20 protein-coding genes and 1 pseudogene are annotated in these 24609 nt (G+C 69.1%); 9 read left to right on the top strand and 12 right to left on the bottom strand.

Features of this window, described 5'->3' with window-relative positions:
• Positions 1-103: 103 nt before the first annotated feature.
• A complete protein-coding gene (locus tag QOM21_RS02565) occupies positions 104-2581 on the bottom strand; it encodes an alpha-L-arabinofuranosidase C-terminal domain-containing protein (protein WP_407547858.1) in 2478 nt (825 codons plus the stop codon).
• 647 nt (positions 2582-3228) lie between these two features.
• On the opposite strand from QOM21_RS02565, the gene QOM21_RS02570 reads away from it, so the two are divergent.
• From QOM21_RS02570 to QOM21_RS02590, 5 genes are read left to right on the top strand one after another with little or no spacing between them, the layout of a single operon-like run.
• On the top strand, positions 3229-4695 hold the full coding sequence (locus QOM21_RS02570; RefSeq protein ID WP_407547859.1) for a sensor histidine kinase: 1467 nt from the start codon (positions 3229-3231) through the stop codon (positions 4693-4695).
• 17 nt (positions 4696-4712) lie between these two features.
• Positions 4713-5099: a roadblock/LC7 domain-containing protein gene (locus tag QOM21_RS02575; RefSeq protein WP_393894107.1), complete on the top strand. Its 387-nt coding sequence runs from the start codon at positions 4713-4715 to the stop codon at positions 5097-5099.
• Positions 5096-5449: a DUF742 domain-containing protein gene (locus tag QOM21_RS02580; protein WP_407547860.1), complete on the top strand. Its 354-nt coding sequence runs from the start codon at positions 5096-5098 to the stop codon at positions 5447-5449. Before QOM21_RS02575 ends, QOM21_RS02580 begins: the two co-directional genes overlap by 4 nt.
• Entirely contained in the window at positions 5430-6044 is a 615-nt protein-coding gene (locus tag QOM21_RS02585; protein WP_407547861.1) for a GTP-binding protein, read from the top strand. Before QOM21_RS02580 ends, QOM21_RS02585 begins: the two co-directional genes overlap by 20 nt.
• Positions 6041-7444, top strand: a complete 1404-nt coding sequence (locus QOM21_RS02590; protein ID WP_407547862.1) for a cytochrome P450 — start codon at positions 6041-6043, stop codon at positions 7442-7444. Before QOM21_RS02585 ends, QOM21_RS02590 begins: the two co-directional genes overlap by 4 nt.
• 87 nt (positions 7445-7531) lie before the next feature.
• On the opposite strand, the gene QOM21_RS02595 is transcribed toward QOM21_RS02590, so the two are convergent.
• Positions 7532-8629: a terpene synthase family protein gene (locus QOM21_RS02595; RefSeq protein WP_407547863.1), complete on the bottom strand. Its 1098-nt coding sequence runs from the start codon at positions 8627-8629 to the stop codon at positions 7532-7534.
• A gap of 2 nt (positions 8630-8631) precedes the next feature.
• Positions 8632-9405, bottom strand: coding sequence for a methyltransferase domain-containing protein (locus tag QOM21_RS02600; protein WP_407547864.1), 774 nt, complete (start codon positions 9403-9405; stop codon positions 8632-8634).
• 949 nt (positions 9406-10354) lie between these two features.
• Here QOM21_RS02600 and QOM21_RS02605 point away from each other — a divergent pair.
• A pseudogene (locus QOM21_RS02605) lies at positions 10355-10676 on the top strand (winged helix-turn-helix transcriptional regulator).
• Between the two features lie 124 nt (positions 10677-10800).
• Here QOM21_RS02605 and QOM21_RS02610 read toward each other — a convergent pair.
• The 6 genes from QOM21_RS02610 to QOM21_RS02635 all read right to left on the bottom strand — a co-directional run bounded on the left by QOM21_RS02610 (position 10801) and on the right by QOM21_RS02635 (position 17229).
• Complete coding sequence (locus QOM21_RS02610; protein WP_407547865.1) at positions 10801-12027, bottom strand: Gfo/Idh/MocA family protein; 1227 nt, start codon at positions 12025-12027, stop codon at positions 10801-10803.
• A 6-nt stretch (positions 12028-12033) separates the two neighbouring features.
• Complete coding sequence (locus QOM21_RS02615) at positions 12034-12903, bottom strand: carbohydrate ABC transporter permease (protein WP_407547866.1); 870 nt, start codon at positions 12901-12903, stop codon at positions 12034-12036.
• Positions 12896-13885, bottom strand: coding sequence for a carbohydrate ABC transporter permease (locus QOM21_RS02620; RefSeq protein WP_407547867.1), 990 nt, complete (start codon positions 13883-13885; stop codon positions 12896-12898). Before QOM21_RS02620 ends, QOM21_RS02615 begins: the two co-directional genes overlap by 8 nt.
• The gene (locus QOM21_RS02625) at positions 13885-15177 is read right to left on the bottom strand and encodes an ABC transporter substrate-binding protein (protein ID WP_407547868.1); all 1293 of its coding nucleotides are present in this window, start codon (positions 15175-15177) and stop codon (positions 13885-13887) included. Before QOM21_RS02625 ends, QOM21_RS02620 begins: the two co-directional genes overlap by 1 nt.
• A gap of 590 nt (positions 15178-15767) precedes the next feature.
• Complete coding sequence (locus tag QOM21_RS02630) at positions 15768-16775, bottom strand: zinc-dependent alcohol dehydrogenase family protein (RefSeq protein ID WP_407547869.1); 1008 nt, start codon at positions 16773-16775, stop codon at positions 15768-15770.
• A gap of 154 nt (positions 16776-16929) precedes the next feature.
• A complete protein-coding gene (locus tag QOM21_RS02635) occupies positions 16930-17229 on the bottom strand; it encodes an ArsR/SmtB family transcription factor (protein WP_407555563.1) in 300 nt (99 codons plus the stop codon).
• Between the two features lie 471 nt (positions 17230-17700).
• On the opposite strand from QOM21_RS02635, the gene QOM21_RS02640 reads away from it, so the two are divergent.
• Complete coding sequence (locus QOM21_RS02640) at positions 17701-18603, top strand: GNAT family N-acetyltransferase (RefSeq protein WP_407547870.1); 903 nt, start codon at positions 17701-17703, stop codon at positions 18601-18603.
• 210 nt (positions 18604-18813) lie between these two features.
• Here QOM21_RS02640 and QOM21_RS02645 read toward each other — a convergent pair whose 3' ends face one another.
• From QOM21_RS02645 to QOM21_RS02655, 3 genes are all read right to left on the bottom strand, one after another.
• Positions 18814-20262 carry an MFS transporter gene (locus tag QOM21_RS02645; RefSeq protein WP_407547871.1) on the bottom strand — a complete coding sequence of 483 codons (1449 nt, stop codon included), beginning with the start codon at positions 20260-20262 and terminating at the stop codon, positions 18814-18816.
• Positions 20259-20915 (bottom strand): TetR/AcrR family transcriptional regulator, encoded by a 657-nt coding sequence (locus QOM21_RS02650; RefSeq protein WP_407547872.1) that lies wholly within the window; start codon positions 20913-20915, stop codon positions 20259-20261. Before QOM21_RS02650 ends, QOM21_RS02645 begins: the two co-directional genes overlap by 4 nt.
• Before the next feature lie 388 nt (positions 20916-21303).
• The gene (locus tag QOM21_RS02655) at positions 21304-21969 is read right to left on the bottom strand and encodes a GntR family transcriptional regulator (protein WP_407547873.1); all 666 of its coding nucleotides are present in this window, start codon (positions 21967-21969) and stop codon (positions 21304-21306) included.
• A gap of 94 nt (positions 21970-22063) precedes the next feature.
• On the opposite strand from QOM21_RS02655, the gene glyA reads away from it, so the two are divergent.
• Positions 22064-23380, top strand: coding sequence for a serine hydroxymethyltransferase (gene glyA / locus QOM21_RS02660; protein WP_407547874.1), 1317 nt, complete (start codon positions 22064-22066; stop codon positions 23378-23380).
• Complete coding sequence (locus QOM21_RS02665; protein WP_407547875.1) at positions 23377-24597, top strand: sarcosine oxidase subunit beta family protein; 1221 nt, start codon at positions 23377-23379, stop codon at positions 24595-24597. The genes glyA and QOM21_RS02665 overlap by 4 nt, the downstream gene beginning before the upstream one ends.
• The last annotated feature ends 12 nt before the right edge of the window (positions 24598-24609 follow it).

A 24609-nucleotide genomic window follows, 5' to 3' on the forward strand; every position in this document is an offset into this window, starting at 1 on the left:
CCTGCCCCCGGCCGAGGCGCGGGCCTGCCTCGGGCATCGGCGCCGGGAGCGGCACGGCTGCGTTCGCCACTCGGTACGAAGAGGCTGCCGACCGCTGCCTCCCTCACTCGGTCCTGATGCGCATGAAGGTCACCGAGTGCGCGGGGAAGCCGTACGAGAAGGTGTTGGTGACTCCGTCGAAGGTCGACGTCGCCGGTTTGACCGGCTGGGTGTCCGCCGTGTTCTCCGCGGCCGGGTCGGCCGCGAGCGTGGTCACCCGCGCGGTGGGTGTCACCTTCACCCGGTCCCCGAGGTCGATCCTCGTACGGGCCGTCGTCGGTTGGTCGTTGACGACCTTGAGGATGAGGTCGCCGGTTGCCTTGTCGCGGGTGACGACCTGCCGGAAGGGCTCGGCCACCTTGTCGTCGGTGAAGGCGCCCCACTTCCTTCCGTCCAGGTAGAGCGTCACCTGGCGACCGCGCACCTCGACGCGGAGGTCATAGGTGCGGCCCGTCTCGACGGTCGTCCCGTCCTGGACCACGGTCTGCTTCTCACCGTCGACGGTCTTCTCCACGCCCGACCGAGTGTTGTTCCAGCCGCCCAGATTCCACCAGTAGTGGTTGCCGGTGTCCTTGACGCCGAAGGCGATGAGGAAGCCTTCCTTTCCGGACCTCTTGGTGGCTTTCACCCTCAGGTCATAGTTCTGCCAGCCCTTGTCGCCGGCGGTGACCAGGGTGTTCTCGGCGGCCTCGTCGGACTGGACGTACGCCCCGTCCCGCACGGCCCACGAGCCGGCGTCCGTGGCCTCGGTCCACCGACCGTCACCGGACGAGAAGTCGTCGGCCAGGAGGGACGTGCCGTCGGCGGCGGTGACCTGGACATCGTCGTAGGCGGCGCTGGTCGCCCAGGTGGACAGGCCGACGGCGCCGGTAATCGGTCCGGAGACGGCAGGGGTCGTCGAGGAGGTGGAAGGAACGACCTCGTCACCGACGTTGGTCATGAACAGCTTCTGCGTCTCATAGTTGGCCGATCCCCAGGACCTGGCGTTGTCGAACCAGATCATGTCGGGCTGCCACTGGACGTCGTCCTTTTTGGCGAGCAGCGGGGCGTACGAGACGAGTTTCACGATGTCGGCATTGCGTTCAAGGCCGGTCATGAACGCCGCTTCCGCGAGGGCGTTGGAGAACTTGTTGCCCTGTGAGGCGTATTCACCGAGGAAGACCTTCGGGCCGCTGCGGTCGTAAGTGTCGTAGCGGTCGTTGTTCTCCAGGAACCACTGCGGGCTGTTGTAGTAGTGCTCGTCGACCATGTCGACGTCCGCTTCCCTGTTGAGCCTCCACGCGGCGTCGAAGACGGTCCCCGCGTCATCGGGTCCGGAGTTCGAAATAACCTTGATGTGCGGGTACTTGGACTGGACGGCGGTCCGGAACTGCTTGAAGCGGGCGATGAACTCGGTCGGCAGGTTCTCCTCGTTGCCGACCTCGATGTGCGTGAGGTGGAAGGGTTCGGGATGCCCCATCGCCGCCCGCTTCCCGCCCCACTCGCTCGTCACGGGTCCGTTGGCGAATTCGATGAGGTCGAGGGTGTCCTGGATGTGCCGCTCCAGCAGCGCGTCGTCCTCGGTGACCGTGTTCTGGCCGCAGCCGGTGACGAGCGCGGGGACGACGGGCAGCGGCATCGCACCGGTGTCCTCGGCGAACTGGAAGTACTCGTAGTACCCGAGCCCGTAACTCTGGTTGTAGCCCCAGAAATTGGCGTTGGTCGCACGTTCCTCGACCGGGCCGACGGTGTCCTTCCACTGGTAGGAGCGCTTGCGCTGCCAGCCGGAATTCTCGTCGTACGCCTCATGGCTGCCGGTGTTGACCAGGCAGCCGCCGGGGAAGCGCAGAAAACCGGGGTCGAGGGCTTCGACGTTCTCCGCGAGGGCCTTGCGCAGGCCGTTCTTGCGGCCCTTGTAGGTGTCTCGGGGAAAGAGGGAAATCATGTCGAGTGCGGCCGACCGGTCCACGGCTACGGTGAGCCGGCCGGTGGTGGAGGTTCGGCGTGCGGTGAACGTCGCCGTGTACTTGGCCCAGCCACCGCGTGCGACGACGCGGCGGGCGGCAGCGAGTTCGCCTCGGGAATCGCGCATGCCGGCAGTCAGGGACGTCGTTCCCTCGGTGCGTGCCCAGAAGGAGAAGTCGTACTGCTTTCCCTTCTCCACCGCGATACCCGCGTGGTAACCGGAGTTCGTGACGGATGATCCGCCGCCGATCGACAGGTAGGTGCGGTTGCGCGAATTGAGCCGGCCGTCGTCGTCCACGGCTTTCGCACTGCCGGAGACGGTCCACGAGGACAGGGGCGTGTAGGCGCTGTTGTCCGCGGCCCGGTACTCGAAGGACCGGTTCTGTACGAGCTCCGCGTAAAGCCCGCCGTCGGCGGCGCGGTTGATGTCCTCGTAGAAGACGCCGTACATCGTCTCGTCGATCGCGGCGCCGGTACGGGCGGAGTCGACGGCGATCGTGTAGTCGGTGGGCTCGGCCGCCACGCCGGGTCCTGCGGCGAGCGTTCCGGCGAGCAGGGCTCCCAAGGCAAGTCCGAGCCGCCATCGTCTGCGGGCCATACGCACATCCTCTAAGGGATTGTTCGAAATATCGGAGGCCGATCAGAACTTCGAACAGCACCCTAGGAACGGACGACATGAGCGTCAACGCCTTGCGCGCGACCGAATTCGGCCACCCGATCGCCGTGCGTGGTATCGAACAGCCCATCTCTTCACGGCAGTTCGCGCGCGGGTGTGGCGAGCCGAGAAGACCCCGCCGGACGTGGCGTCGGACCGACTGCGTCCGCGACGTCGAAGGGGTGCCACTCCGGAAAGTCGGCGCGCCGCCGGAGCGAGCGAGCTCCTACGCCGGGAGGGTGACCGAAAGATCGCGGCAAGGCAGTACCGCCTCAACTCCGCCTCGTCGGCCCAGGTACTGTCTTACTCGCGATTCTCCCTGCTCAGAGGGCGAATTGAAGCCGCGCTGCCTCATATGTCCCACGTCGAGGCCCGTGCGGCAGGTGGCCGGTTGCAGGCGGGAAGGTCCCGTCCGTTCCTCACGTCGCGGCGCGCAGTATGGCCCTTCGAGAGGAGGATCGCCACCCCTATGAGAAAGCTACGCCCATCCCGGTGGTCCACCTGACGCTACGCCACTTTCGCTGTGCATATGCCTATACGCTCCCGCAGGTCTTCGGACGATCGTCTATTCCCATAGGTTGAGGGTGCTCATGGTCCAGGAGAAGTCGCCGTCAAGATTGCCGGCCGTGGCGGTGTATGCGTGGCTCATACCGGTGGTTGCTGCCGTGACGGTGGCGAGCCTGATCGAACCTCCTGTGTTCGCCGCGGCTGTCTGGATCGGCGTGACGGCTGTGGGAGCGGTGGCCGGCGCCGCCGGCGTGGCCGTCCGCCGGAGCCGGCAGGTCGCGCAACTGGAGGCGGACAGCCGGATGCAGGCAACTGCGTCGGTGCGGCAGCAGGAAGCAACCGCGCGGCTGGCCGACAGCCTGGTGCCGGAGATGCTGACGCGTCTGCGCCTGGACGAGGCCCCGGAGGAGGTTCTCAACTGGTTGACGACACGCTGGGCGGGCTCCTACAGGGGCCTGGCGCCCGAATTCCAGCAGGCCCACTGGGCGGTGCTGCGCACCGTTATCGATGCTGTGGCCGCCGAGGAAGGACTGCGGGACTCCGCTCAGCGGGCCCTGGTGAACCTGGCCAGGCGTATGCAGGCGATCGTCCATCAACAGGCGCGTGAACTGCGCGAGATGGAAGACCGGCACGGCAAGGACCCCGCCGTCTTCGGCGACCTCCTGCGGATCGACCACAACACCGCGCTCACCGGCCGGCTCGCCGACTCCATCGCCGTCCTCGGCGGCGCCCGCTCCGGCCGTCAGTGGAACCGGCCGGTGCCGCTGTACAGCGTGCTCCGCGGCGCGATGTCGCGGATCGTGGGCTACGAGCGGGTCGAGCTGAGCACCAGCACGGAGTGCGCCGTCGTGGGGCCTGCCGTCGAGCCGCTCATCCACGTACTGGCAGAATTGCTCGACAACGCGACGCGCTATTCCCCGCCCCACACGAAGGTCCATCTCACGGCCGCGGAGGTACAGTCCGGGGTCGCGGTGGAGATCGAGGACGGCGGTGTGGGCATGAGCGAGCAGGCCCGGCACCTGGCCGAACGGCGCCTTGAACAGGCGCAGCAGGGTATCGACCTGGGTGACCTGGGAGAGACCCCGCGGCTCGGCCTCGCGGTGGTGGGGCGCCTCACCCAGGCGTTCGGTCTGCAGGTATCGCTCCGCAACTCCGCCTACGGCGGCGTGCGGGTGGTGCTGGTGGTTCCTCAACAGTTGATCACCAGCGCGGCCGAGGCCTCCGGAGTCGCGCACGGTATCGGGACGTTCTCCGGTCCGCGGGCAGCGAGTCAACCGGGCCAGGCGGCGTCGCCTCGCCCCACGCCGAAGCCACAGGCGGTCAGGCGAGCCGACGATGCGCCGCCCGTGGTCGAGCGGACAGCGAACGGTCTCCCCCAGCGGCGACGCAGGGAGCGGGTGGCGGAGGCACAGGCGCCCGCGGGCAACACCCGGTCGGCGGAGGGACCGCAGCGGGCGCCGGGAGAGTGGCTGACCGCGTTCAAGACCGGACTGTCGGCGGAGGGCAGCAGTGGTGGCGACGACGCCGCCGCGCCGAGAGGAGAACTGTGAGTCAGCAGACGGCCAGCTTGGACTGGATGCTCAAGGACCTCGCGGAGAGCGTGCCGCAGACCCGTACGGTCCTCGTACTGTCCTCGGACGGACTGCGCATGGGGCACCACGGCGGGACCATCGAGTCGGCCGAGCGGCTGGCCGCGTCCTGCTCGGGTCTGCAGAGCCTCGCCAGTGCGGTCGGCAGCGAACTCCCGCACCAGGCGGGCAAAATGCAACTGGTGGTCATCGAGATGGAGGGCGGCTTCTTCTACCTGATGGCCGCCGGCCCGAGGGCCTACCTCGCGGTGCTGGCCGACGACGGTGTGGACGCCGGCCTCATGGGCCAACGTATGCGGGACCTGATCGCGCGACTCGGAGCTCACATCACCAGCCCGCCCCGCAGTGACGGGCAGGCCAGGTGAGCGACTCCCACCAGGACGGCACGGAGGAAGGGCCGGAGCGCCTCTACGTCATCACCAGCGGCCGTTCCTCCGCAGCCAACGATCTCGACCTGGTCACACTCGTCGTGGCGAGGACAGTCGCCACGGCCGGCATGCAGCCGGAGCATGCCGCGATCCTGAGTCTGTGCCAGGCCCCGCTCTCGGTCGCCGAGATATCCGCCCACACAGGACTGCCGGCGAGTGTCGTCACCGTCCTGATCAGCGACCTGCTGGACGGGCAACAGGTGCTCACGCGCCCGCCCGTACCGCCGGCGGATCTGCCCGACCTTGCCCTCATCGAAAAGGTGATCCATGGCCTTCAAAAGCTCTGAGCCGGCAGAGCCCCTCAACGAGGAGCGGCTCCCCCACACGGCGTCCGCGGCGGTCAAGGTCGTGATCGTGGGCGGATTCGGGGTCGGCAAGACGACCATGGTCGGATCGGTGAGCGAGATCCGGCCGCTGACCACCGAAGAGACCATGACCCAGGCCGGCGCCGCGGTCGACGACCGCGCCGGTGTGGAACACAAGACGGCCACCACCGTCGCCATGGACTTCGGCCGGATCAGCATCAGCGACGAACTCGTCCTCTACCTTTTCGGCACCCCCGGCCAGCAGCGGTTCTGGTTCCTGTGGAACGGTCTCTTCGAAGGTGCCCTCGGCGCGGTGGTACTGGTGGACACCCGGCGACTGGAGGACAGCTTCGACGTCATGGGCCGCCTGGAAGAGAGCGGCGTGCCCTTCGTCGTCGCGGTGAACTCCTTCGTGGGCGCTCCGCCGCACTCGCTGCAGGAACTCCGCAGCGCCCTCGACCTCCCTTCGAACGTCCCCCTGATGACATGCGATGCCCGGCATCGCGACTCCAGCCGTGACGTCCTGATTTCCCTCATGCACTACCTGCATTCGCTCGTCGTAACGGAGTCCTCATGAGCACGCCTCCCCTTCTCCCACCGCCCGGGTGCCCGGCGCACGGCCTCGGCCAGAACGGACCACAGCCGCAGCGCCTCTACGGCCCTGCCGCAGAGCACGACCCCATGGCCCTGTACGAGCAACTGCGCGCCGAACACGGCACGGTGGCGCCGGTGCTGGTGCATGACGACCAGCCGGCCTGGCTCATCCTGGGCCACCGGGAGAATCTGGAGGTGGCCCGGAACCCTGGCCGGTTCTCCCGTGACCCCCGCGAATGGGGTGCTGCGAAGAACGGGACGGTGGTCCCCGAGGAGTACGCACTGTCGCCGATGGTGACCTGGTGGCCGGTGATCAATTTCAACGACGGCCCGGTCTTCGAACGGCTGAGGGGCGCGGTGCTGGAGTCCCTGCAGCGCTTCGACCGCCGCGGGATCCGCCGGTACGTCACCCGGTTCGCCAACCAGCTCATCGACAACTTCGCCTCCAACGGCCAGGCCGATCTCGTGGCGGAGTTCTCCAGTCAGCTGCCGATGCTGGTCATGACGCAGCTGATCGGTGCTCCGGAGGAACACGGCCCCAGGCTCGTACGGGCAGTGCCCGACATGCTGGAGGGCACGGAGACCGCCCTCGAAAGCGACGAGTACGTCACGAAGACGCTGTATCAGCTGGTGGAGAGCAAGAAGGCCAGCCGTGGATACGACCTCACGTCCTGGCTGCTGGACCACCCCGCCGAGCTGACGGATGTCGAGGTTCTGGCGCACGTCCGCGTGATCCTGGTCGCGGCGTACGCAACCACCGCCAACCTGATCGCGAACACCCTGCGCATGGTCCTCACCGATCCTCGCTTCCGCGCGAACCTCTCGGGTGGCCGCATGACGCTGGCCGAGGCCCTGGAGCAGGTGCTGTGGGACCAGACGCCCATCAACACCGTCCTGGGCCGCTGGGCCACGGCGGACACCAAACTGGGCGGCCAGGAGATCAAGTGTGGTGACATGCTCCTGCTGTCCCTCGCCGCGGGCAACGTCGACCCCGCGGTCCGGCCCGACCTGTCCGCGCCGGTCCACGGCAACCGTTCGCACCTGGCGTTCAGCGCGGGCCCCCACGAGTGCCCGGGCCAGGACATCGGTCGGGCCATCGCCGACACCGGCATCGAGGCCCTGTTGGCGCGCTTGCCCGACATCGAGCTGACCGTGCACGACTTCGAGCTGGAGCGCCGGGGCACGCTGATGTCCCAGCACCTCGTGCAGCTGCCGGTGCGCTTCGAGCCCCGGTTCGTCGCCTCCACCGAACCGCGGTCCGCGCCCGATCAGCTGCCGCCGCTCGCTCCGCCGGAGGAGGCGGTGCGAACTGCGCCGGTCCCGCCGCGGCCTGCGCGGGCTCGGCGGTGGTCATGGCTGAAGCGCCTGCTCGGCCGGCGCTAGCCCCCGCAATAAGGGCCCGCAGCACACGCTGCGGGCCCTTTGCGCTGCTCGGACCGGGCGCCGGTGCGCCGAGCCGTCGCCGGCCGGTCACTGCTCCAGCTGCTGCCACCACCAGTTCAAGGACGGGACGTCGGGCGGCTCGGTGCTCGGATCGCTCGGAGAGTCGCTCCGGACCACATCGAATGTCGCCCCCTCCACCGGCCAGGGGTTGCGGTTGCGGGGGCTCGTGTAGCGCGGAGCGACGTTCTGCCACGCGATGCTGCCGGCGATGTAGTTCTGGAGGGAATCCAGGTATCGCTGAAGCGGCTCGTCCGCCCCCCGGGCGAGCTGTGCGCGCAGGCGGAGAAAGAGGGTCATCACCCGGTCCCGCAGGGCGACCGCCTCAGCGACGGCCTCTCCGGGGGCGCATCCTCGCTCGTGGGCCAGCACGTTGATCAGGTTCTGCTCCCAGGGCTCTTGGTCGTCGTCCTTGTTGTACGAGAAGAGATCGTTGTCGGCGGCGACGATCCACCCCGCTGCGTCGGTCACGGCCTGGACCGGGGCCGCGTAGAGGGTGTCCGGCGGCAGGTCGATCCCGTTCGCCGCATCGGCCCAGGTGAGGCTGAACCGGGTGCCGTTCGCGAGAGCGCCGAGACCGGCGTAGTCGGTGAGACTGGGCATGCGGCCCCGCTCGGCCTGCGCCGTGCGCCAGCCCGCGCCGATCAGCCAGTCCCTCGCTCCCTCCGCGAACCTGCGCAGCTGAAACGGCGTGAGCAGGCGGTGTGTCCGCTGCACCAGGTCATCCAGCGCCGAGGTGAGGGGCCCCGGGGGAAGGAGGGCGCAGCCGGGCATCTCCAGGGCCCGGGCGAGTCGGGCGCCGTGGTCGGTGATCGACGCGGTGCTGGTGGCGGCCGGTCCGGAGTCCTGCCAGTCGTCGACCGCGTTCGCCCAGTAGTTCCACAGCGTGAACGTCAGCACGTGGTCGACGCTGCCGTCGGGGATGATCCTGCAGGAGAAGTCGGCGCTGTGCGTGGCAAGACCCCAGGCACGTTCGGTGGCATCGGGGTAGATCCCGAAGGCATCGATCCATGCCTTGGCGCGCTGCTCGATCTCCACTGCCTTGGGGTGCCGTGCGGAGACGAACGGGCAGTAGAGGGGCGGCAGTTGCCAGCCTATTCGGGAGGCGTGGCCGTGTTCGGCGATCACGGTCAGCTGCCTCCGAGCCGGAAGTGCAGCAGGCGGGTTTCCACGGCGTGGTCGCGCCAGATGCGGAACAGCTTGCCGTGGGCGATGGCGCTCTGCTGGAGCCGATCCCGTGACCAGGCCGCCGGTTCGCCGCCCTGTGCCAGGCGCGACAGTTCTGCGGTGTTCCAGGCCATGGACTGGAGCCAGAACTCGCTGACGCCGTCCGTGACGTCCTCGTCCTGCTCCAGCTCGAAGCCGGCGGCCTCAGCAGCGCGGATGTACTCGGTGAGGGTGCCGAGCCGCGTCTTGTAGTAGTCGTCGATCCAGTCGCTCCACTCGGGCCGGCAGATGAAGTGCTCTTGGATGCCGAACCAACCCCCGGGCCGCAGGGCCTTCCCCACCACCTCGAAGAGCCGCCTGCGGTCCATGTAGCCGGAGCTCTCGATGGCGTACGCCGCGTCGTAGCGCCGCTCGTCGGTCATGTCGTGGATGTCGCCGACGCGAGGGGCGACGCGGCCGGAAACCCCTGCCTGCCGGGCGAGTTCCCTGATGACCGGTATGTGGTCGCTCGCGACGGTGAGACCGGTGACCTTCGCGCCGTGTTCCTGCGCCCAGTAGAGGCTGCCGCCGCCAAGGCCGCAGCCGATGTCGAGCAGGTGCGCGGGGAATGACTGGCCGACCGTCCAGGTGCGCGCGGCGCGGTCGAGGATCGCCTCCTGGCTGCTGATGATCCGGCTCTTGAGGACCCGCTGGGAGACCGTCGTGTTGAGCTTGGCCGCCGGATCGAACAGGCCCACGTGGAAGTGAACCCGGGGCCCTGGACCGTACTTGTGAAGTATGTCCTGGGTCTTGCGTGCGTAGTAACGCGGCACTTCCGTGTCATCGAACGCCGGACCTTCTGCGCGCGACTGAGTGACAGGGTGAGCGTTCATCGATTCTCCGGTTTTCATCTGATCCACTCGTGGGCCCGGCCACACTGCCCACGACTGGCTGAAATGATGCCATCGCAGCGCGTGTATCCGGACGTTGGTATTCAGTTGTGATCAGCAACGATCCTCTCTACGTTCCGGTCACGCCACATTGCCGACGAATCTGGCGGATGCGCGGGGACTCGCGTGAAGAGTGCCCCCATCAGCGGCCCGTCGGCCAGACCCATGACGCGTGACCCGACTGCGACCTCGCGGCTTGATGGATGCTGGCACCGGACAGTGCCGTTGACGGCGTTTCATGCCGGCCACCAACTGCTCACGAAACCTGCAACATTGAGCCGAACATGCGTATGGGCGCTTAGCGCCTACATCCCTCGGCGGAGCCGCTCAGCCCTGGCCCGCGACGTGCTCGGCCAGGGCGTGCGCCCAGTTGCGCAAGTCCGCCATCGACAGTCCCACGTTGGCCAGGAAGGGCGCGGGGACGGTGGAGGACACTCCGGTGGTCAGCAGCAGGATTCCCGGTTCCCTCCCCGCGTGCCCGCATCTGCGACAGCACTTGCCCCACGGCCGTCACTGCACCGAGTACGTGCAGATCGATCTGCGCTGCGGCGGATGCGACCGTGGTCTGGGCGGCACCGGTGACCATGACAAGAGTGCTCGCCACCCGACATCCCCTCAACAAGCGGCGCGCCGCCAACGATTGCGACGCACCGCCTCGCCGCCCCGTCGACACGAGCCGGATCACTCGCAGCCCGACGACGAACCGGCAGGTGAGACCGATGACGAGGGTTGCCGCGAGGTTCTGCGGATCCTCGCCCTGATCTGCGACAAGTGGAGCATCCTGGTCATCGGTCAACTGCAGGCGCGGACCCTACGCTTCGGGAACTCCACCGCGCGGTCCGAGGCATCTCGCAACGCATGCTCACCCTGACCCTGCGCCGGCTCGAACGCGACGGACTCCTCACGCGCACCGTGCACGCCGGCGTTCCCCCGCGCGTCGAGTACGCGCTCACCCCGCTCGGCGCCACACTGCTGGACTCCATGGTGGCCCTCGGCGAATGGGCCACCACACCCGGCAGGAGATCAACAGCAACCGCATCCGCTACGACGCCGCCCGCCCACCTCGGGCCCAGCCCTGACCGCGCCCGCGCCGGTCCACAGGTATTGCCTGCGGACCGGCTCCCGTTCGTGACCGGCGCAGGTGAGAGTGCCCCGGGGGCGAAGACTTCGAGAGCCCTCACGCCCCGGGGCAGTTCGGGGTGCTCAGCTCTGGTCGTTGGCGAACCAGGCGGCCAGGTCGGGGGCGATACGTGGCACCGTGACGGGGAGGCCGTCGGCGCGCAGCGACTCCGTCGCCGCAACGCCGGCCGCGACGGCCTCCCGGGCGGCGACCGGGCTGGTGTCCGTCGGGCCACCGGAGCGGACGAAGCGGAGGAACTCGGCCACCAGCATGGGGTCGGAGCCGCCGTGCCCGCCCTCGCCGGGTGAGGGCATCGGGATGACGAGATCGGCGTCGGCACGGTAGCCGCTGCGGCGCTGCCACACCCGGACCTCGGCGCTCTCCCCGTGGTCGCCGAAGTTCTCCAGCCTGCCCTCGGTGCCGATGACCGTGTAGTTGCGCCAGTAGTCGGGCGTGTAGTGGCACTGCTGGTAGCTGGCGTGTACGCCGCCCTCCAGGCGCATGACCATCATCGACAGGTCCTCGACGTCGACGACCGGGTTGAGGCCCGTGTTGGACAGCGGGGGCCAGTTGTTCTCGGGGTCGTACCAGTCGGGCATGACGGCACCGGGCGCCTGTCCCGAGCGGTCGGTGATGTCTCCGTAGACGGTGAGAGCGCCGAGCGCCGTGACGCGCTCGGTGTAGGCGCCGGCCAGCCAGTGGATGACGTCCAGGTCGTGGGCGCCCTTCTGGAGAAGCAGACTTGTGGTGTTGCGGCGGTCGGCGTGCCAGTCCTTGAAGTAGAAGTCCCCGCCGTGACCCACGAAGTGGCGGCACCACACGGCCTTGACCTCGCCGATCTCGCCGCGCTTGATGAGGTCGCGCATGACGCGCACCACCGGCATGTGCCGCATGTTGTGACCCACGTACAGCCGGGCGCCGCCGCTTCGCGCGGCCTCCAGAACGCGGTCGCAGCCCTCTGTGGTGATGGCGAGCGGCTTCTCCACGAAGACCGCGATCCCGGCCTCCAGCAGGTCGACCGCGAGCGCCTCATGGGTGTGGTCCGGGGTGATGACGAAGACCGCGTCCAGTTCTTCGGCGGCCAGCATCTGACGGTGGTCGGGGTAGACGTGGACGTCGTCGCCGAACCACTCGCGGGCCCGGCCGAACATGCCCGGCGCGGTGTCGGCCGCGGCCACCACCGCGGAGCCCTCGCCGGGGTGGTGGGCCTCCCGCGCGAGGGTGGCGCGCAGGCCGAGCCCGATGACGCCCAGCCGCAGGTCACGGGTGTGCGCGCGGTTGTCCGCCGGGGCGACGGAGGTGTCGGTCATGTGTGCTCAGCCCTTCATGCCGGAGAAAGCGATGCCCTGGATGAACTGACGCTGCATCGCGACGAACACCACGATCACCGGGAGCGTGGCGAGGAGAGAGCCGGCCATCAGCACCGGGTACTCGGTCAGGTGGGCTCCCTGGAGGGAGGCCAGCCCGGCCGACAGCGGCATCTTGGCCGGGTCGGTGTTGACGATCAGCGGCCACATCAGGTCGTTCCAGGACCACAGGAACGTGAGGATGCCCAGCGCCAGCAGCCCCGGGCGGGCCAGTGGCAGGGCGATGCGCCAGAAGACGGTGAAGGGATTGGCCCCGTCGAGCCGCGCCGCCTCCTCCAACTCCTCCGGCAGCCCCATGAAGAACTGCCGCAGCAGGAACGTCCCGAAGGCGGAGAACATGCCGGGGATCACCAACGCCTGCATGGAGTCCAGCCAGCCGAGGCTCTGCATGATCTGGTACTGCGGCAGCAGGAAGAGCTGGCCGGGAACCATCAGCACGGCGAGGAATCCGAGGAAGATCGCCCCGCGTCCCGGGAAACGGATGCGCGCGAAGGCGTAGGCCGCCATCGCACACAGCAGCAGTTGGGCCGCGGTCCGCAGCAGCGACATCACGATGGTGTTCACGAACTGCTGCCCGAACGGAATCGCCTCGAAGACCTTCGAGTAGTTCGACCAGTCCCAGTGCGCGGGCAGGATCGTCGGCGGCACCCGGACGGACTCGCCGAAGCTCTTGAAGGAGGTCAGCACCTCCCACAGCAGGGGGAAGACGGTGACCACCGCGCCCAGAACGAGCAGGACGTGGGCGGGCCACAGCCGGCCCGCACGGCTTCCGCGCCGGGAGCGTACGGGGCTCCGGGTGCCCTGCGTCATCTCAGGCATAGTGGACCCACCTCTTCTGCAACCGGAACTGGACGGCGGTCAGGGCCATGATCAGGAAGAACAGCACACAGACGATCGCCGCGCCGTAGCCGCGCTGGTTGTCGAAGAACGCCTTCTGGAAGAAGAGCATCACGACGGTCTGACCGTCGCCGTACGCCGGGTTCTGGAGCGAGTTCTGGGTGTTGGCGCCGATGATCAGGTACACCAGGTCGAAGACCTGAAGGGACTGGATGACGGACAGCACAGTGGTGAAGAACAGCGTGGGGCTCAGCAGCGGCAGGGTGACCGAGAAGAACTGCCGCACACGCCCGGCGCCGTCGAGCGACGCGGCCTCGTAGTAGTCGGCGGGGATGCTCTGGAGGCCGGCCAGCAGCAGGATCATGTTGTAGCCGACGGTCATCCACACGCCGACGATGGCCACCGCGAACCGGATGGTGTCCGGGTCGGACACCCAGTAGGTGCCGTCGATACCGATCGCGGACAGCGCGTGGTTGAGGATGCCGACGTCACCGTTGTAGAGCCAGCGCCAGACCACGGCGACCGCGGCAGGCATCGTGACCACCGGCAGGAAGTAGAACGTGCGGTAGAAGCCGGTGCCGCGCAGGCCCTTGAGGTTGAGCAGGACCGCCAGCACCATCGACAGCGGGATCCCCAGCAGCACCAGCCCGGTGTAGATACCGGTGTTGCCCAGCGACTGCCAGAACTCGGGGTCGTCGAGCAACGTGCGGTAGTTGGAGAGGCCGATCCAGGTCGTCCCGCCGAAGGCACCCCACTGGGTGAAGCTGTAGTACACCGTCTGCACCACGGGCCACAGGTAGAAGACCGCCAGGCCCAGCCCGGCCGGCGCGATCAGCGCGTAGCCCCACCACTTGTCCCGGTGCTGGAAACGGCGCTGACGGCGGCGCAGTTCCCGCTGGTCGAAGGGCGCCGGGCGGGTACGTTGCGCCGGGACCGCGGTCTCGGCACGCACATTGAGGCTCATCAGGACCGGCCCTTCCTCTCCTGCGCGAGAAGCTGATCCATCGCTTCGGTCAGGGAGCCCGTGGCGCCCTTGAGGCTCTCGTCGCCGCTCCACGCCTTGGCGAGCCACATCTGCTCCTTGTGCGACCAGGCGGCGCTGTTGGCGGAGCTGGGGAAGGGCACCGCGTAGTCGAGCGCGTCCAGGTGCACCTTGAGGTCGAAGCGCGGCATACCGGCGGTCCACGGTTCGGCGGTGCCGTTGCGCGCCGGGATGGCGGTGCCGTACTTGCCCTGGATCAACGAGGCGCGCTTCCCGCCGAGGAACCGGACGAAGTCCCGGGCCAGCTCGGGCTGCGGAGTGCGGGCGTAGACAACGTTGGCCAGGCCGTGCAGGACAGTGGCGCGACGCCGGCCCTTGGGCATCGGCGCGACGTCCACCTTGGCCCGCAGCTCGCGGTCGGCATGGAACATCGCCGCGTTGTAGGACGCCTCGTAGGTCATGGCCAGCGTCCCGGACAGGAACATCTGAGTGGGGTCGGTGTCGGTCATCTGCTGCAGGGACGGCGAGGCGCGGTAGCGGTGGATCAGGTCGATCCAGAGCTGGAGCCCCTCCCGGGTGCGCTCGTCGGAGTAGCCGGAGCGCTTCTTGTCCTCGGAGATCACCCAGCCGCCGGCCTGCGGTATCGAGTTGTAGTAGTTCTCCTGGGCGCGCACCGGAGCGCCCACCCCGTAGATGCCTCGCTTGCGGTCGGTGAGCCGCTGAGCGGTGGATATCAGGTCCTGCCAGGTCCAGGTGGCGTCCGGGTAGTCGACCTTGGCCCGGTCGAAAATCTCCTTGTTGAACCACAGCGCGACCGTGTCGAAGTCCTTCGGGACGCCGTACTGGGTGCCCTTCCAGCGGTAGAGGGACATCAGATCGGTCGGGAAGTCGGCGGGCCGCAGCACGGCGTCCGGCCCGTCGGTCTCCAGTGGCAGAAGCTGCCCGGCATCCGCGTAGAGACCGAAGTTGGGCCCGTTCATCCAGAAGACGTCCGGAGCGGCGCCGCCTGTGCACGCCGTGCGCAGCTTGGTCCAGTACGTCCCGTTGGGCGTGAGCTGCACATCGACGGTCACCCCCGGACGGGACCGCTCGAACTCGCGCGCCACCCGCCTCATGGCGGGCACCTGGTAGACGTCCCAGACGCCGTAGGTGAGATGGCCGCGCCGGGAGCCGCCACCGGAGGCCGACGACGATGAGGGGCCGCAGCCGGACGCGAGCGGGACCGCCGCAAGCGTGGTGGCGGCGGCAGCCGTGAGTAGGGAACGTCTACGCACGCGGAGCCTTCCTGAGGGTGGGGCCACCGGCCCCACCGCATGGGAGAGGCCATGAAGTCGGCGGAGAGGCGTCCGTGGGGACGTTGCTTTTCAGCCGAGACACCCGGACGCTAATTGCTCAAAGTTGACGAGGTCAATGCCCTTTCAATCATCTTTACGCATCGACCCTTCCGGCGGACGCCTCGCCGCGACACCTTCGGCCCGCCTCGCGCCCGTCCCACCACCAACCTGAGGAGCGTGGACCCGGCACTGGACAAGCGGCGCGACAAGCGGTCGACACGGGAGCAAACCGGCATGCAACCTGACCGCCGGCGCGGCGCTCCATGCGCGTGGACCGGACCGCGCAAGTACCGCTCGGTCATGGTGAGTTGATCCGCGGCGCGGCGGGCGTTGGGCGGGGTCAGGCAGCCGCAACGTCCCTGCGGGCATGAGTGCCCTCCCGCCGCTCCGGCCGAAAAACTGCCTACTCGTCCAGGCCGATCCACTGCCTCTCGGCGGAGAGCTACGCAGACGGCGACGCCGACCTGTCACCCGGAGGACCCGGTGAGCGGTCGGCGTCGCGGCGTGCGATCAGTCGCACTCGCGAAGATTCACGACGTGGCGTCGTCGTGGGTGACGGTGACGACGATCTTGCCGACCTGGCCGTTGGCCTCCATGTAGGCGTGGGCCTCCGCGATGTCGGTGAGGTCGAAGGTGCGGTCGACGACCGGGGTGAAGGAACCGGAGGCGAGGCCGGCGTTCACGAAGGCGACTGCGCGACGCAGGCGCTCGGGGTCGGATGTGATCTCGAAGAGCGTGTAGGTGCCGCTGGTCAGCGCGGGGAAGGACTGCGCGTTGGGCAGCGGAGTGGTGCGGGGGTCGAGAGCGCCGTAGACGACCAGGTGACCGCCGGGGGCGATGCCCTGGGCGAGGATCTCGACGCCGGGTCCGGCGATCGGGTCGAAGGCCAGACGCACGCCCTCACCACCGGTGATCTCCTTGATTCGCGCGGGGATGTCCTCGTCGTCGGTGACGATGACATCGGCGGCGCCGGCGTCCAGCAGGCGCTGCCGCTTGCTCGCGCCGCGGGTGGTGGCGATCGGGATGGCGCCGATGTGGCGGGCGATCTGGATGGCCGCCAGGCCGACACTGCTGGAGGCCGCGGTGATCAGTACGTGGTCGCCGGGCCGCACCCGGCCGCTCTCGGCGAGCGGTCCGTAGGCGGTGATGTAGGCCATCCACACGGCCGCAGCCGTGGTGGGGTCGACGTTCGCGGGGCGAGGAACCACTGCCGAGGCCGGCAGGGTGACATGATCACCGTAGGTGCCGTACTCGCTCTGCAGGAACGCCGGCACGACGGCGACCAGGTCGCCCTCGGCGAGGTGATCCACGCCGTCACCGACCGCCTCGACGGCGCCCGCGGCCTCGTAGCCCAGCGTCGAGGGGAAGACCGGCTGGTAGAAGTACGCACCCTCGCGGTACATGATCTCGGCCCGGTTCAGGCCGATCGCGTCGACGCGGATACGCACCTCTCCCGCGCCCGGAGCGCCCACCTCGACGTCGCGCAGGGTCAGGACCTCGGCGCCGCCGAGCCGGTCGAACTGTACGAGCTTTGCCATGGTGCACCAGTTCCAGGAGGAGAAGCAGGGAGGGGACGCCGCATCAGCGCGGCGTCCCCTTCACTCTGCCCCAAGGTTCGATGACCGTCAAATTACGAGCGTCATCGAAATATGTACCCGGACACGTACGGGGGTGTGGTGCATCCGGCCGGCCTCAGGACGCACCCGCCTCCGCGGCACAGGCGGCCATGACGGCCGCCAGCAGGCCGGGAAAACGCTCCTCCATCTCCTCCGCGCGCAGCGTGTTCATCTTCGTCGTCCCCACGTAGTACTGACGGATCACGCCCGCCTCGCGCAGCACGTTGAAGTGATGCGTCAACGTCGACGGCGACACCGGCGCCTCGAAAGTGCCGCAGGTCAGGTCCTCCCCCGCCCGATCGAGCTGGGTCAGCACCATCCGGCGCACCGGGTCCACCAGTGCCTCCAGGACCTGCTGCAGAGAGATCTGCTTCATGTCGGGGTGCTCCACCGTTCGGGCGGCGGTACGGGGGCGGGCCACGGTGACTCCTTGGGGCGACGTCGGCACTGCAAACCCATCCTACGACCGCCATCGAAACAAGGTGCCGGCGTCCATCGCCGACCTCGATGCCCCTTGGCCAGTGGCATGACCGCGCCGGCCAAACCCGCGCGGGTGATCACCTCGCCGCCGGGGCGCGGGAGCGGGCGTCGGAGCGGACGCGCGGGCGCCACTGGGACGTACCCGCGGCGGCCAACTCGCCCTCCAGAGCCGCCTCTCCGCGCCGGCCACGTGGATAAATGCCTGGACGTCCGCGGGCGGCACGCTTACGGTAAGCGCGCGCCCGTGACCAAAGAGAAGGAGGCGAGAGCGATGCCCACCACCACATTTCCGCGCTCCCGCCCCGTCCGCCGGGCGTCCCAGGTCTGATCCGGGAGCGCACCCCTCTCCCGAAGGATCTCTTCACCCATGACCGAACTTGTCATCCGTCCGCTCACCGCGGGCGAGACGTCCCTCTTCACCTCCCTGCCCGACACGGGCATCGTCGGGCGCGCCCTGCTCGGCCACACCTACGGCATGATCGCCGACGGCGGCGAGTACCGGCCCGAATGGACCTGGGTCGCCCTTCGCGACGGCGTCGTGGTCGCCCGCGCTGCCTGGTGGGCCCTTCCTGAGGACGAAAACCCCGTCGCCCTCGACTGGTTCGACTTCACCGACGCCGAGGCCGCTGTCCAACTGCTGCGCGCCGCACCCCTGCACGCCGAGTACAGCCTGCTGCTGCCGTCCGGCTGGCGCGAGAAGCCGGACGCGCGGGCCGCCGCCGAGGCCCGGATGGCCGCGGCCGAGGCCGCCGGCCTCCGGAAGCTGGTCGAACGCTACCGCTACACCTGGACCCCCGACTGCCCGCTCCCCGCGCGCACCGGGCGCCTGGAGTGCCGGCCGGAGCCGGACGACAGTGTCATCCGGGGCGTGGTGCGCCGCGTCCAGGAAGGCTCCTTGGACGCTCATGACGTGAACGAGATCGCGGAGTACGGCAGGGACGGTGCCGTCGAGAAGGTCCTCGGGCTCCTCGCCTCGATGCCTTCCCCGCGGAACTGGTGGCGCGTGGCCTACACCCCGACCGGCGAGATGGCGGGCTTCCACATCCCCATCCACAACCCGTCGGGCCCCTGCATCGGCTACATCGGTGTCCTTCCCGAGCAACGCGGTCACGGCTACGCCTACGACCTGTTGGTCGACTGCACACAGGACCTGGTGGAACGGGGCGCGACACGTATCGCGGCCGCCACTGACCAGGGGAACTTCCCGATGGCGGCGCATTTCGCGACGATGGGCTACCCGGTCACCGAGGAGCGCATCGACTTCATCTGACGGCCCTTCGGCGCGCAACAGGCGAGGGGCCCGTCGCGCCTCCCTGCCCCCGTAGACGGCCGCAAGGACCTGCATCAGCCGAACTCCCCCTCCCCGTAAGCGACTTCAGCGATACCCTCGCAGTGGCGACGGCCCCGTAGCGGCCTTCAAGGGGGGCGGCCCAGGGCCGTCGGCCCATGCAGGCGCTCCGGGCGGAGACCTCCGCCTCCGTCAGGTCCGTCTTTCCAGCGCAGCCGGGTGGGTGGCGGGGTCGTCGGCCGGAGCTTCCGTTCCGGGTGTCTTCCTGCGGTCCGGCCCCACGGGCAGCAGGAATGCCGGTACGAAGCCGAGCGCGGCGAGTCCGGCCAGGGCCAGCGATGCGGGGCCCATCGCCGGGGCAGATGTCGCCAGGGGCTCGACGGAGGACGGATGCGTACGCATCATGCCCGCGGCAACGGCGATTCCGAGTGCCGGTCCGATGTTCATGGCGGTCTGCTTGAGTCCACCGACCACCCCGGCGTATCCGGGCGGCGCGTCGCCGACGACCGTCCCGGTAGCGGTGACCATCACGGTGGCGAACCCCGCACCGAGCACGGCGAAGATCGCCCCGGTGACCATCCACGTGCTGGTCACGTCGAGCCGGGACAGGCCCGCGATGCCGAGGGTGACCAGGAGCGTACCCGTGACCGCGGTGCGGCGCGGGCCGTACCTGCGAAGGGCCGCGCCGGCAGCGGGCGCGCCGAGGACCATGAGCACCGTGAGCGGAAGTACCCGCAGGCCGCAGGCGAGCGCATCGAGCCGGAGCAGGTCCTGGAGGAAGAACGTGGCAACGAACAGAGCGCCGAACATCCCCCCGGCGGTTGCCAGTAGGAGCATCATCGATGCCGTCACCGGTACGGACCGCGCCACGGCAGGCGGCACGATCGGGTGGGCGGCCCGGCGTTCGTGCGCGACGAGTGCCCCCGCGAGGCCCGCGACCGCGACCAGGCCGAGCAGTGTCGGCAGGGCGGTCCACCCATGGGACGGTACGTCGGTCAGGGTGTGGACCAGGAGGGCGAGCGCGGAGGCGAGCAGGGCCGCGCCGATGACGTCGGGCGGCTGGGAGCCGTCACGTGCCGGCGTCGGCACCCGGACGGCCAGAGCGAACACGACGATCACGAGCGCGATGGGGAGGTTGATCCAGAACACCGCACGCCAGCCCAGGTGTTCGACGAGAACGCCCCCGAGGACCGGGCCTGATCCTGCGGCAACAGCGATCGCGCTGGTACGGATGGCGACAGGAGTACCGAGCCGGTGCGCCGGATAGGCCAGCCGCAGCAGCGCAAGTGTCGCCGGCTGGAGGAGCGCGCCGAACACGCCTTGGACGGCGCGCAGGCCGATCACCCAGCCGACCTGGGGCGCGAGCGCGATGGCCGCTGAGGCGGCGCCGAAACCGAGGACGCCGACGACCAGCAGCCGCAGGTGCCCGTAGCGATCGCCGAGGCGCCCCGCGATGACCAGAAATGCGGCAACGGCGAGCAGATAGCCGGTACTTGTCCATTGGACCTGCGCCACGCTCGCGCCGAGATCGCGCTGCAGGCTGGGCTGCGCCACGAGCAGTACGGTGCCGTCGAGCGCGACGATCATCGCGCCGGCCGCGCTGACCAGGAGCGCGAAGTGCGGCCGCACAGTTGGGGTCATGCGTCCACCGGGCCGAGGTGGGCGTCAAGGACCGCCGTGACGAGCTGGTCGACCTGGACGCTGACTCGTGCGCCGTCGGATGGCGGTGCACCGAGGGCTAGTTGCAGGCTGTCCCAGGCCCACAACTGGGCGATGCCATGCAGGTTCGACCAGAGCGCGGCGGCGACCACGGGCGGCGTCGGCTCGGCGCCGGCCTTGGTGCCCTGTCGGGCCTTGGCGCCCTTCTCGGTCCGGCACCGGGCGACGAGCCCGACGATGAGGTCGAACAGTGGGAGGGTTGACTCCCGCAGCCTCGGCCGGTCCGACGGGTGCTTTTCGCTGTCGAGCAGATCATGACGGAACATCAGCTCGAACATGCCGCGGTGCTCCAGAGCGTAGGCGACGTACGCCCGGGCGAGGGCATCGAGCTGAGCGCGCGAAGATGCCGTGTCGGCGACGACGGCCTCGAATCGCGCGCCGAGGTCCGCGAAGCCGCGCCGGGCGATCGCGGAGAGCAGGGCGTGATGCGTGGGGAAGTAGCGGCGCGGCGCCCCGTGGGACACCCCCGCCCGGCGGGCGATCTCGCGTAGCCCCAGCGACGCGGACCCCTCTGTGATCACGAGGTCCACGCCGACATCGATCAATCGCTCCCGAAGAGAGCTCTCGGCTTCCATAGACAGTGTCTACCAGGCATCGGTAGACACTGTCTACCCATGCCCGTGTGGCCAATTGGCGCCAGCGGTCCGAGCCTCATGGATGGACCGGTCATGGCCGCAGCCGGAGCCTTCGGGGCCCCGGCGGACGTCGTGGGCTCGCCGCACCATCTCCCACTCGCCAGATGGCCCGAAGCAGGGCGCGCCGCGCCGAAGTTGGAAGCTTGGGAACGACGTGCCCCGGCGATTCAGCACGACGGCGTGACGGCGTGACGGCGTGACGGCGTGACGGCGTGACGGCGTGACGGCGTGACGGCGTGACGGCGTGACGGCGTGACGGCGAATGGTGTCCGGCTCGACGGGCGGCCGGGGGGCCACAGCACCCCCTCCCCCTTGCCCGCCCGGCGCCTCAGATAGCTTCGCGGATGGCCCGTTCGAAGCCTTCGACGTGGCTGCGGGAGAGGTGAGCCGCCTTGTCCGGGTCACCGGCGACGATCGCCTGGATCAGCGGTCCGTGCTCTTCGATGTGGCCGGCCATGTCGGCCATGCGCTCCACGAACAGGCACCAGATGCGGGTGGCCAGGTTGTCGTGGCGGACGAGGGTGTCCTCCAGGTACGGGTTGTGGGTGGCGGCGTAGATGGCGCGGTGGACCTGAAGGTCGAGACGCATCAATTCCGCCGCGTCCTGCCGGCCGGAATCCGCGCTCTCCAGCTCGCGCCGCAGCGCCGTCAGGGCCGCCCGGTCCACGGCCGTGGCGCGCCGCGCGGCCTGGGCGGCGGCCAGCGGCTCCAGCTCCTGGCGCACCTCGGAGATGTGGGCGAGGTCGGTGATGTTGACCTCGGTGGCGAAGGTGCCGCGCCGGGGGAAGGTCGTGATCAGCCGCTCGTACTGGAGCCGCTTGAGTGCCTCGCGCACCGGCGTCCGCCCGACGCCGAGTGACTGCGCCAGCTGATCCTCGTTGATCGGCGCGCCCGGGCGGATCTCGAGCATGACGAGCCGGTCGCGGAGGGCACGGTAGGCGCGCTCGGCGAGGGAGAGTTCCTCACCCTCGGGCTCGGTCGCCGTGTGCTGCATGAGGCCCCCTTGACTTGTTCAACGAGCTCCCATACCTTACCGCACAAGCTGATATATCAGTTGCCCATTAGTTGGCTCTCAGAATGGTGCGCAGATGGCAACGAACCCGTCGATCACCACGGTCATCTCCCCCCTCTCCCTCCCGCTCGGCGAGCTCGACCCGGATGTCGCCGCCGCGGTGGACGCCGAACTGCACCGGCAGCAGTCGACCCTGGAGATGATCGCCTCGGAGAACTTCGCCCCGGCCGCTGTCATGGAGGCCCAGGGCTCAGTGCTAACCAACAAGTACGCCGAGGGCTATCCGGGCCGCCGCTACTACGGGGGCTGTGAACACGTCGATGACATCGAGCGGTTGGCCATCGACCGAATCAAGGCGCTGTTCGGCGCCGAGGCCGCGAACGTGCAGCCGCACTCGGGGGCGCAGGCCAACGCGGCGGCGATGTTCGCCCTGCTCGAGCCCGGCGACACGATCCTCGGCCTCGACCTGGCGCACGGTGGGCACCTGACCCACGGCATGCGTCTGAACTACTCCGGCAAGCTGTACAACGTCGTGCCCTACCACGTGCACGAGTCCGATCTGCGCATCGACATGGACGAGGTCGAACAGCTCGCCCTCGCGCACCGGCCCAAGATGATCGTCGCCGGCTGGTCGGCCTACCCCCGCCGCCTGGACTTCGCCGCGTTCCGGCGCATCGCCGACCAGGTGGGCGCCTACCTGATGGTCGACATGGCGCACTTCGCCGGCCTGGTGGCGGCGGGCCTTCACCCGAACCCGGTGCCGTACGCCGATGTCGTGACGACCACCACGCACAAGACCCTCGGCGGCCCCCGCGGCGGTGTGATCCTCAGCCGCACCGACCTTGCCAAGAAGATCAACTCCGCGGTCTTCCCCGGCCAGCAGGGCGGGCCACTGGAGCACGTCATCGCCGCAAAGGCGGTGGCGTTCAAGGTGGCGGCGAGCGAGGCGTTCAAGGAGCGGCAGCAGCGCACTCTCGACGGCGCCCGCATCCTCGCCGGACGGCTGCTGGCCGACGACGTGGCCGAGGCCGGGATCACCGTGCTGACCGGCGGCACCGAAGTCCACCTGGTCCTGGTCGACCTGCGCAATTCCGCCCTCGACGGGCAGCAGGCCGAGGACCGGCTGCACCGCATCGGCATCACCGTCAACCGCAACGCCGTGCCGTTCGACCCGCGCCCGCCGATGGTCTCCTCGGGGCTGCGGATCGGCACCCCGGCCCTGGCCACCAGGGGCTTCGGCGAGACCGAGTTCCGGGAGGTCGCGGACATCATCGCCCAGGCCCTGAAGGAGGAGCGGCTCGGCGACGAGCGCACGGGCCTGCTGCGCGACCGCGTGGAGAAGCTCGCCGGTGCGTTCCCCCTGTATCCCCACCTGAACGGAGACGCGGCATGACCACGCAGCCGCTGCCGGAGCACCCGGACTTCCTGTGGCGCAACCCCGAGCCGCGCTCCAGCTACGACGTCGTCATCGTGGGCGCCGGCGGCCACGGCCTGGCCACCGCCTACTACCTCGCCAAGGAGCACGGCATCACCAATGTCGCCGTCCTGGAGAAGGGCTGGCTGGCCGGCGGCAACATGGCGCGCAACACCACGATCATCCGCTCCAACTACCTGTGGGACGAGAGCGCAGCGATCTACGAGCACGCTCTCAAACTGTGGGAGCGGCTGCCGGAAGAGCTGGACTACGACTTCCTGTTCAGCCAGCGCGGTGTGCTCAACCTCGCGCACACCCTGCAGGACGTCCGCGAGAGCGTGCGCCGGGTCAACGCCAACCGACTCAACGGCGTCGACGCCGAATGGCTCGCACCGGACGAGATCGCCGAGGTCTGCCCCATCGTCAACGTCTCGTCCGACACCCGCTATCCGGTCCTCGGGGCTACCTTCCAGCCCCGCGCGGGTATCGCCAAGCACGACCATGTCGCCTGGGCACTGGCCCGCCGGGCCGACGAGATGGGCGTCGACCTGATCCAGGGCTGCGAGGTCACCGGCTTCCTCAAGGACGGCGACCGGGTCACCGGCGTCGAGACCAACCGGGGACGTATCCTCGCCGGCCGGGTCGGTCTCTCGGCCGCCGGGCACAGCAGTGTCCTTGCGGAGCGGGCCGGGTTCCGGCTGCCGGTGGAGTCCCACCCCCTTCAGGCGCTGGTCTCCGAACTCCACGAGCCGGTGCACCCCACCGTGGTGATGTCCAACCACGTGCACGTCTACGTCTCCCAGGCCCACAAGGGCGAACTGGTCATGGGCGCGGGCGTGGACCAGTACACCGGCTACGGGCAGCGCGGTTCCTTCCATGTGATTGAGCATCAGATGGCCGCCGCCGTCGAGCTGTTCCCGATCTTCGCCCGTGCCCACGTGCTGCGGACCTGGGGCGGCATCGTCGATGTCACGCCCGACGCGTCCCCGATCATCGGCACCACGCCGATCGAGAACCTGTACGTCAACTGCGGCTGGGGCACCGGCGGTTTCAAGGGGATGCCCGCCGCCGGCCTGACCTTCGCGCACACCATCGCCACGGGCGAGCCGCATCCGCTGAACGCGCCCTTCGCCCTTGAGCGGTTCACCACGGGCGCGTTGGTGGACGAACACGGCGCCGCGGCCGTGGCCCACTGACCGAGTCCCCTC

It is taken from the genome of Streptomyces sp. Pv4-95, from assembly GCF_045782725.1.
GTDB lineage: Bacteria > Actinomycetota > Actinomycetes > Streptomycetales > Streptomycetaceae > Streptomyces.

Excerpts from the sequence above, each read along its gene's own strand:
- QOM21_RS02630 (WP_407547869.1), bottom strand. The coding sequence starts at position 16,775 with ATGGCAAAGCTCGTACAGTTCGACCGGCTCGGCGGCGCCGAGGTCCTG.
- QOM21_RS02620 (WP_407547867.1), bottom strand. The coding sequence starts at position 13,885 with ATGAGCCTCAATGTGCGTGCCGAGACCGCGGTCCCGGCGCAACGTACC.
- QOM21_RS02585 (WP_407547861.1), top strand. The coding sequence starts at position 5,430 with ATGGCCTTCAAAAGCTCTGAGCCGGCAGAGCCCCTCAACGAGGAGCGG.
- QOM21_RS02655 (WP_407547873.1), bottom strand. The coding sequence starts at position 21,969 with ATGCAGCACACGGCGACCGAGCCCGAGGGTGAGGAACTCTCCCTCGCC.
- QOM21_RS02590 (WP_407547862.1), top strand. The coding sequence starts at position 6,041 with ATGAGCACGCCTCCCCTTCTCCCACCGCCCGGGTGCCCGGCGCACGGC.
- QOM21_RS02650 (WP_407547872.1), bottom strand. The coding sequence starts at position 20,915 with ATGGAAGCCGAGAGCTCTCTTCGGGAGCGATTGATCGATGTCGGCGTG.
- QOM21_RS02565 (WP_407547858.1), bottom strand. The coding sequence starts at position 2,581 with ATGGCCCGCAGACGATGGCGGCTCGGACTTGCCTTGGGAGCCCTGCTC.
- QOM21_RS02645 (WP_407547871.1), bottom strand. The coding sequence starts at position 20,262 with ATGACCCCAACTGTGCGGCCGCACTTCGCGCTCCTGGTCAGCGCGGCC.
- glyA (WP_407547874.1), top strand. The coding sequence starts at position 22,064 with ATGGCAACGAACCCGTCGATCACCACGGTCATCTCCCCCCTCTCCCTC.
- QOM21_RS02635 (WP_407555563.1), bottom strand. The coding sequence starts at position 17,229 with ATGAAGCAGATCTCTCTGCAGCAGGTCCTGGAGGCACTGGTGGACCCG.
- QOM21_RS02615 (WP_407547866.1), bottom strand. The coding sequence starts at position 12,903 with ATGCCTGAGATGACGCAGGGCACCCGGAGCCCCGTACGCTCCCGGCGC.
- QOM21_RS02665 (WP_407547875.1), top strand. The coding sequence starts at position 23,377 with ATGACCACGCAGCCGCTGCCGGAGCACCCGGACTTCCTGTGGCGCAAC.
- QOM21_RS02640 (WP_407547870.1), top strand. The coding sequence starts at position 17,701 with ATGACCGAACTTGTCATCCGTCCGCTCACCGCGGGCGAGACGTCCCTC.
- QOM21_RS02610 (WP_407547865.1), bottom strand. The coding sequence starts at position 12,027 with ATGACCGACACCTCCGTCGCCCCGGCGGACAACCGCGCGCACACCCGT.
- QOM21_RS02570 (WP_407547859.1), top strand. The coding sequence starts at position 3,229 with ATGGTCCAGGAGAAGTCGCCGTCAAGATTGCCGGCCGTGGCGGTGTAT.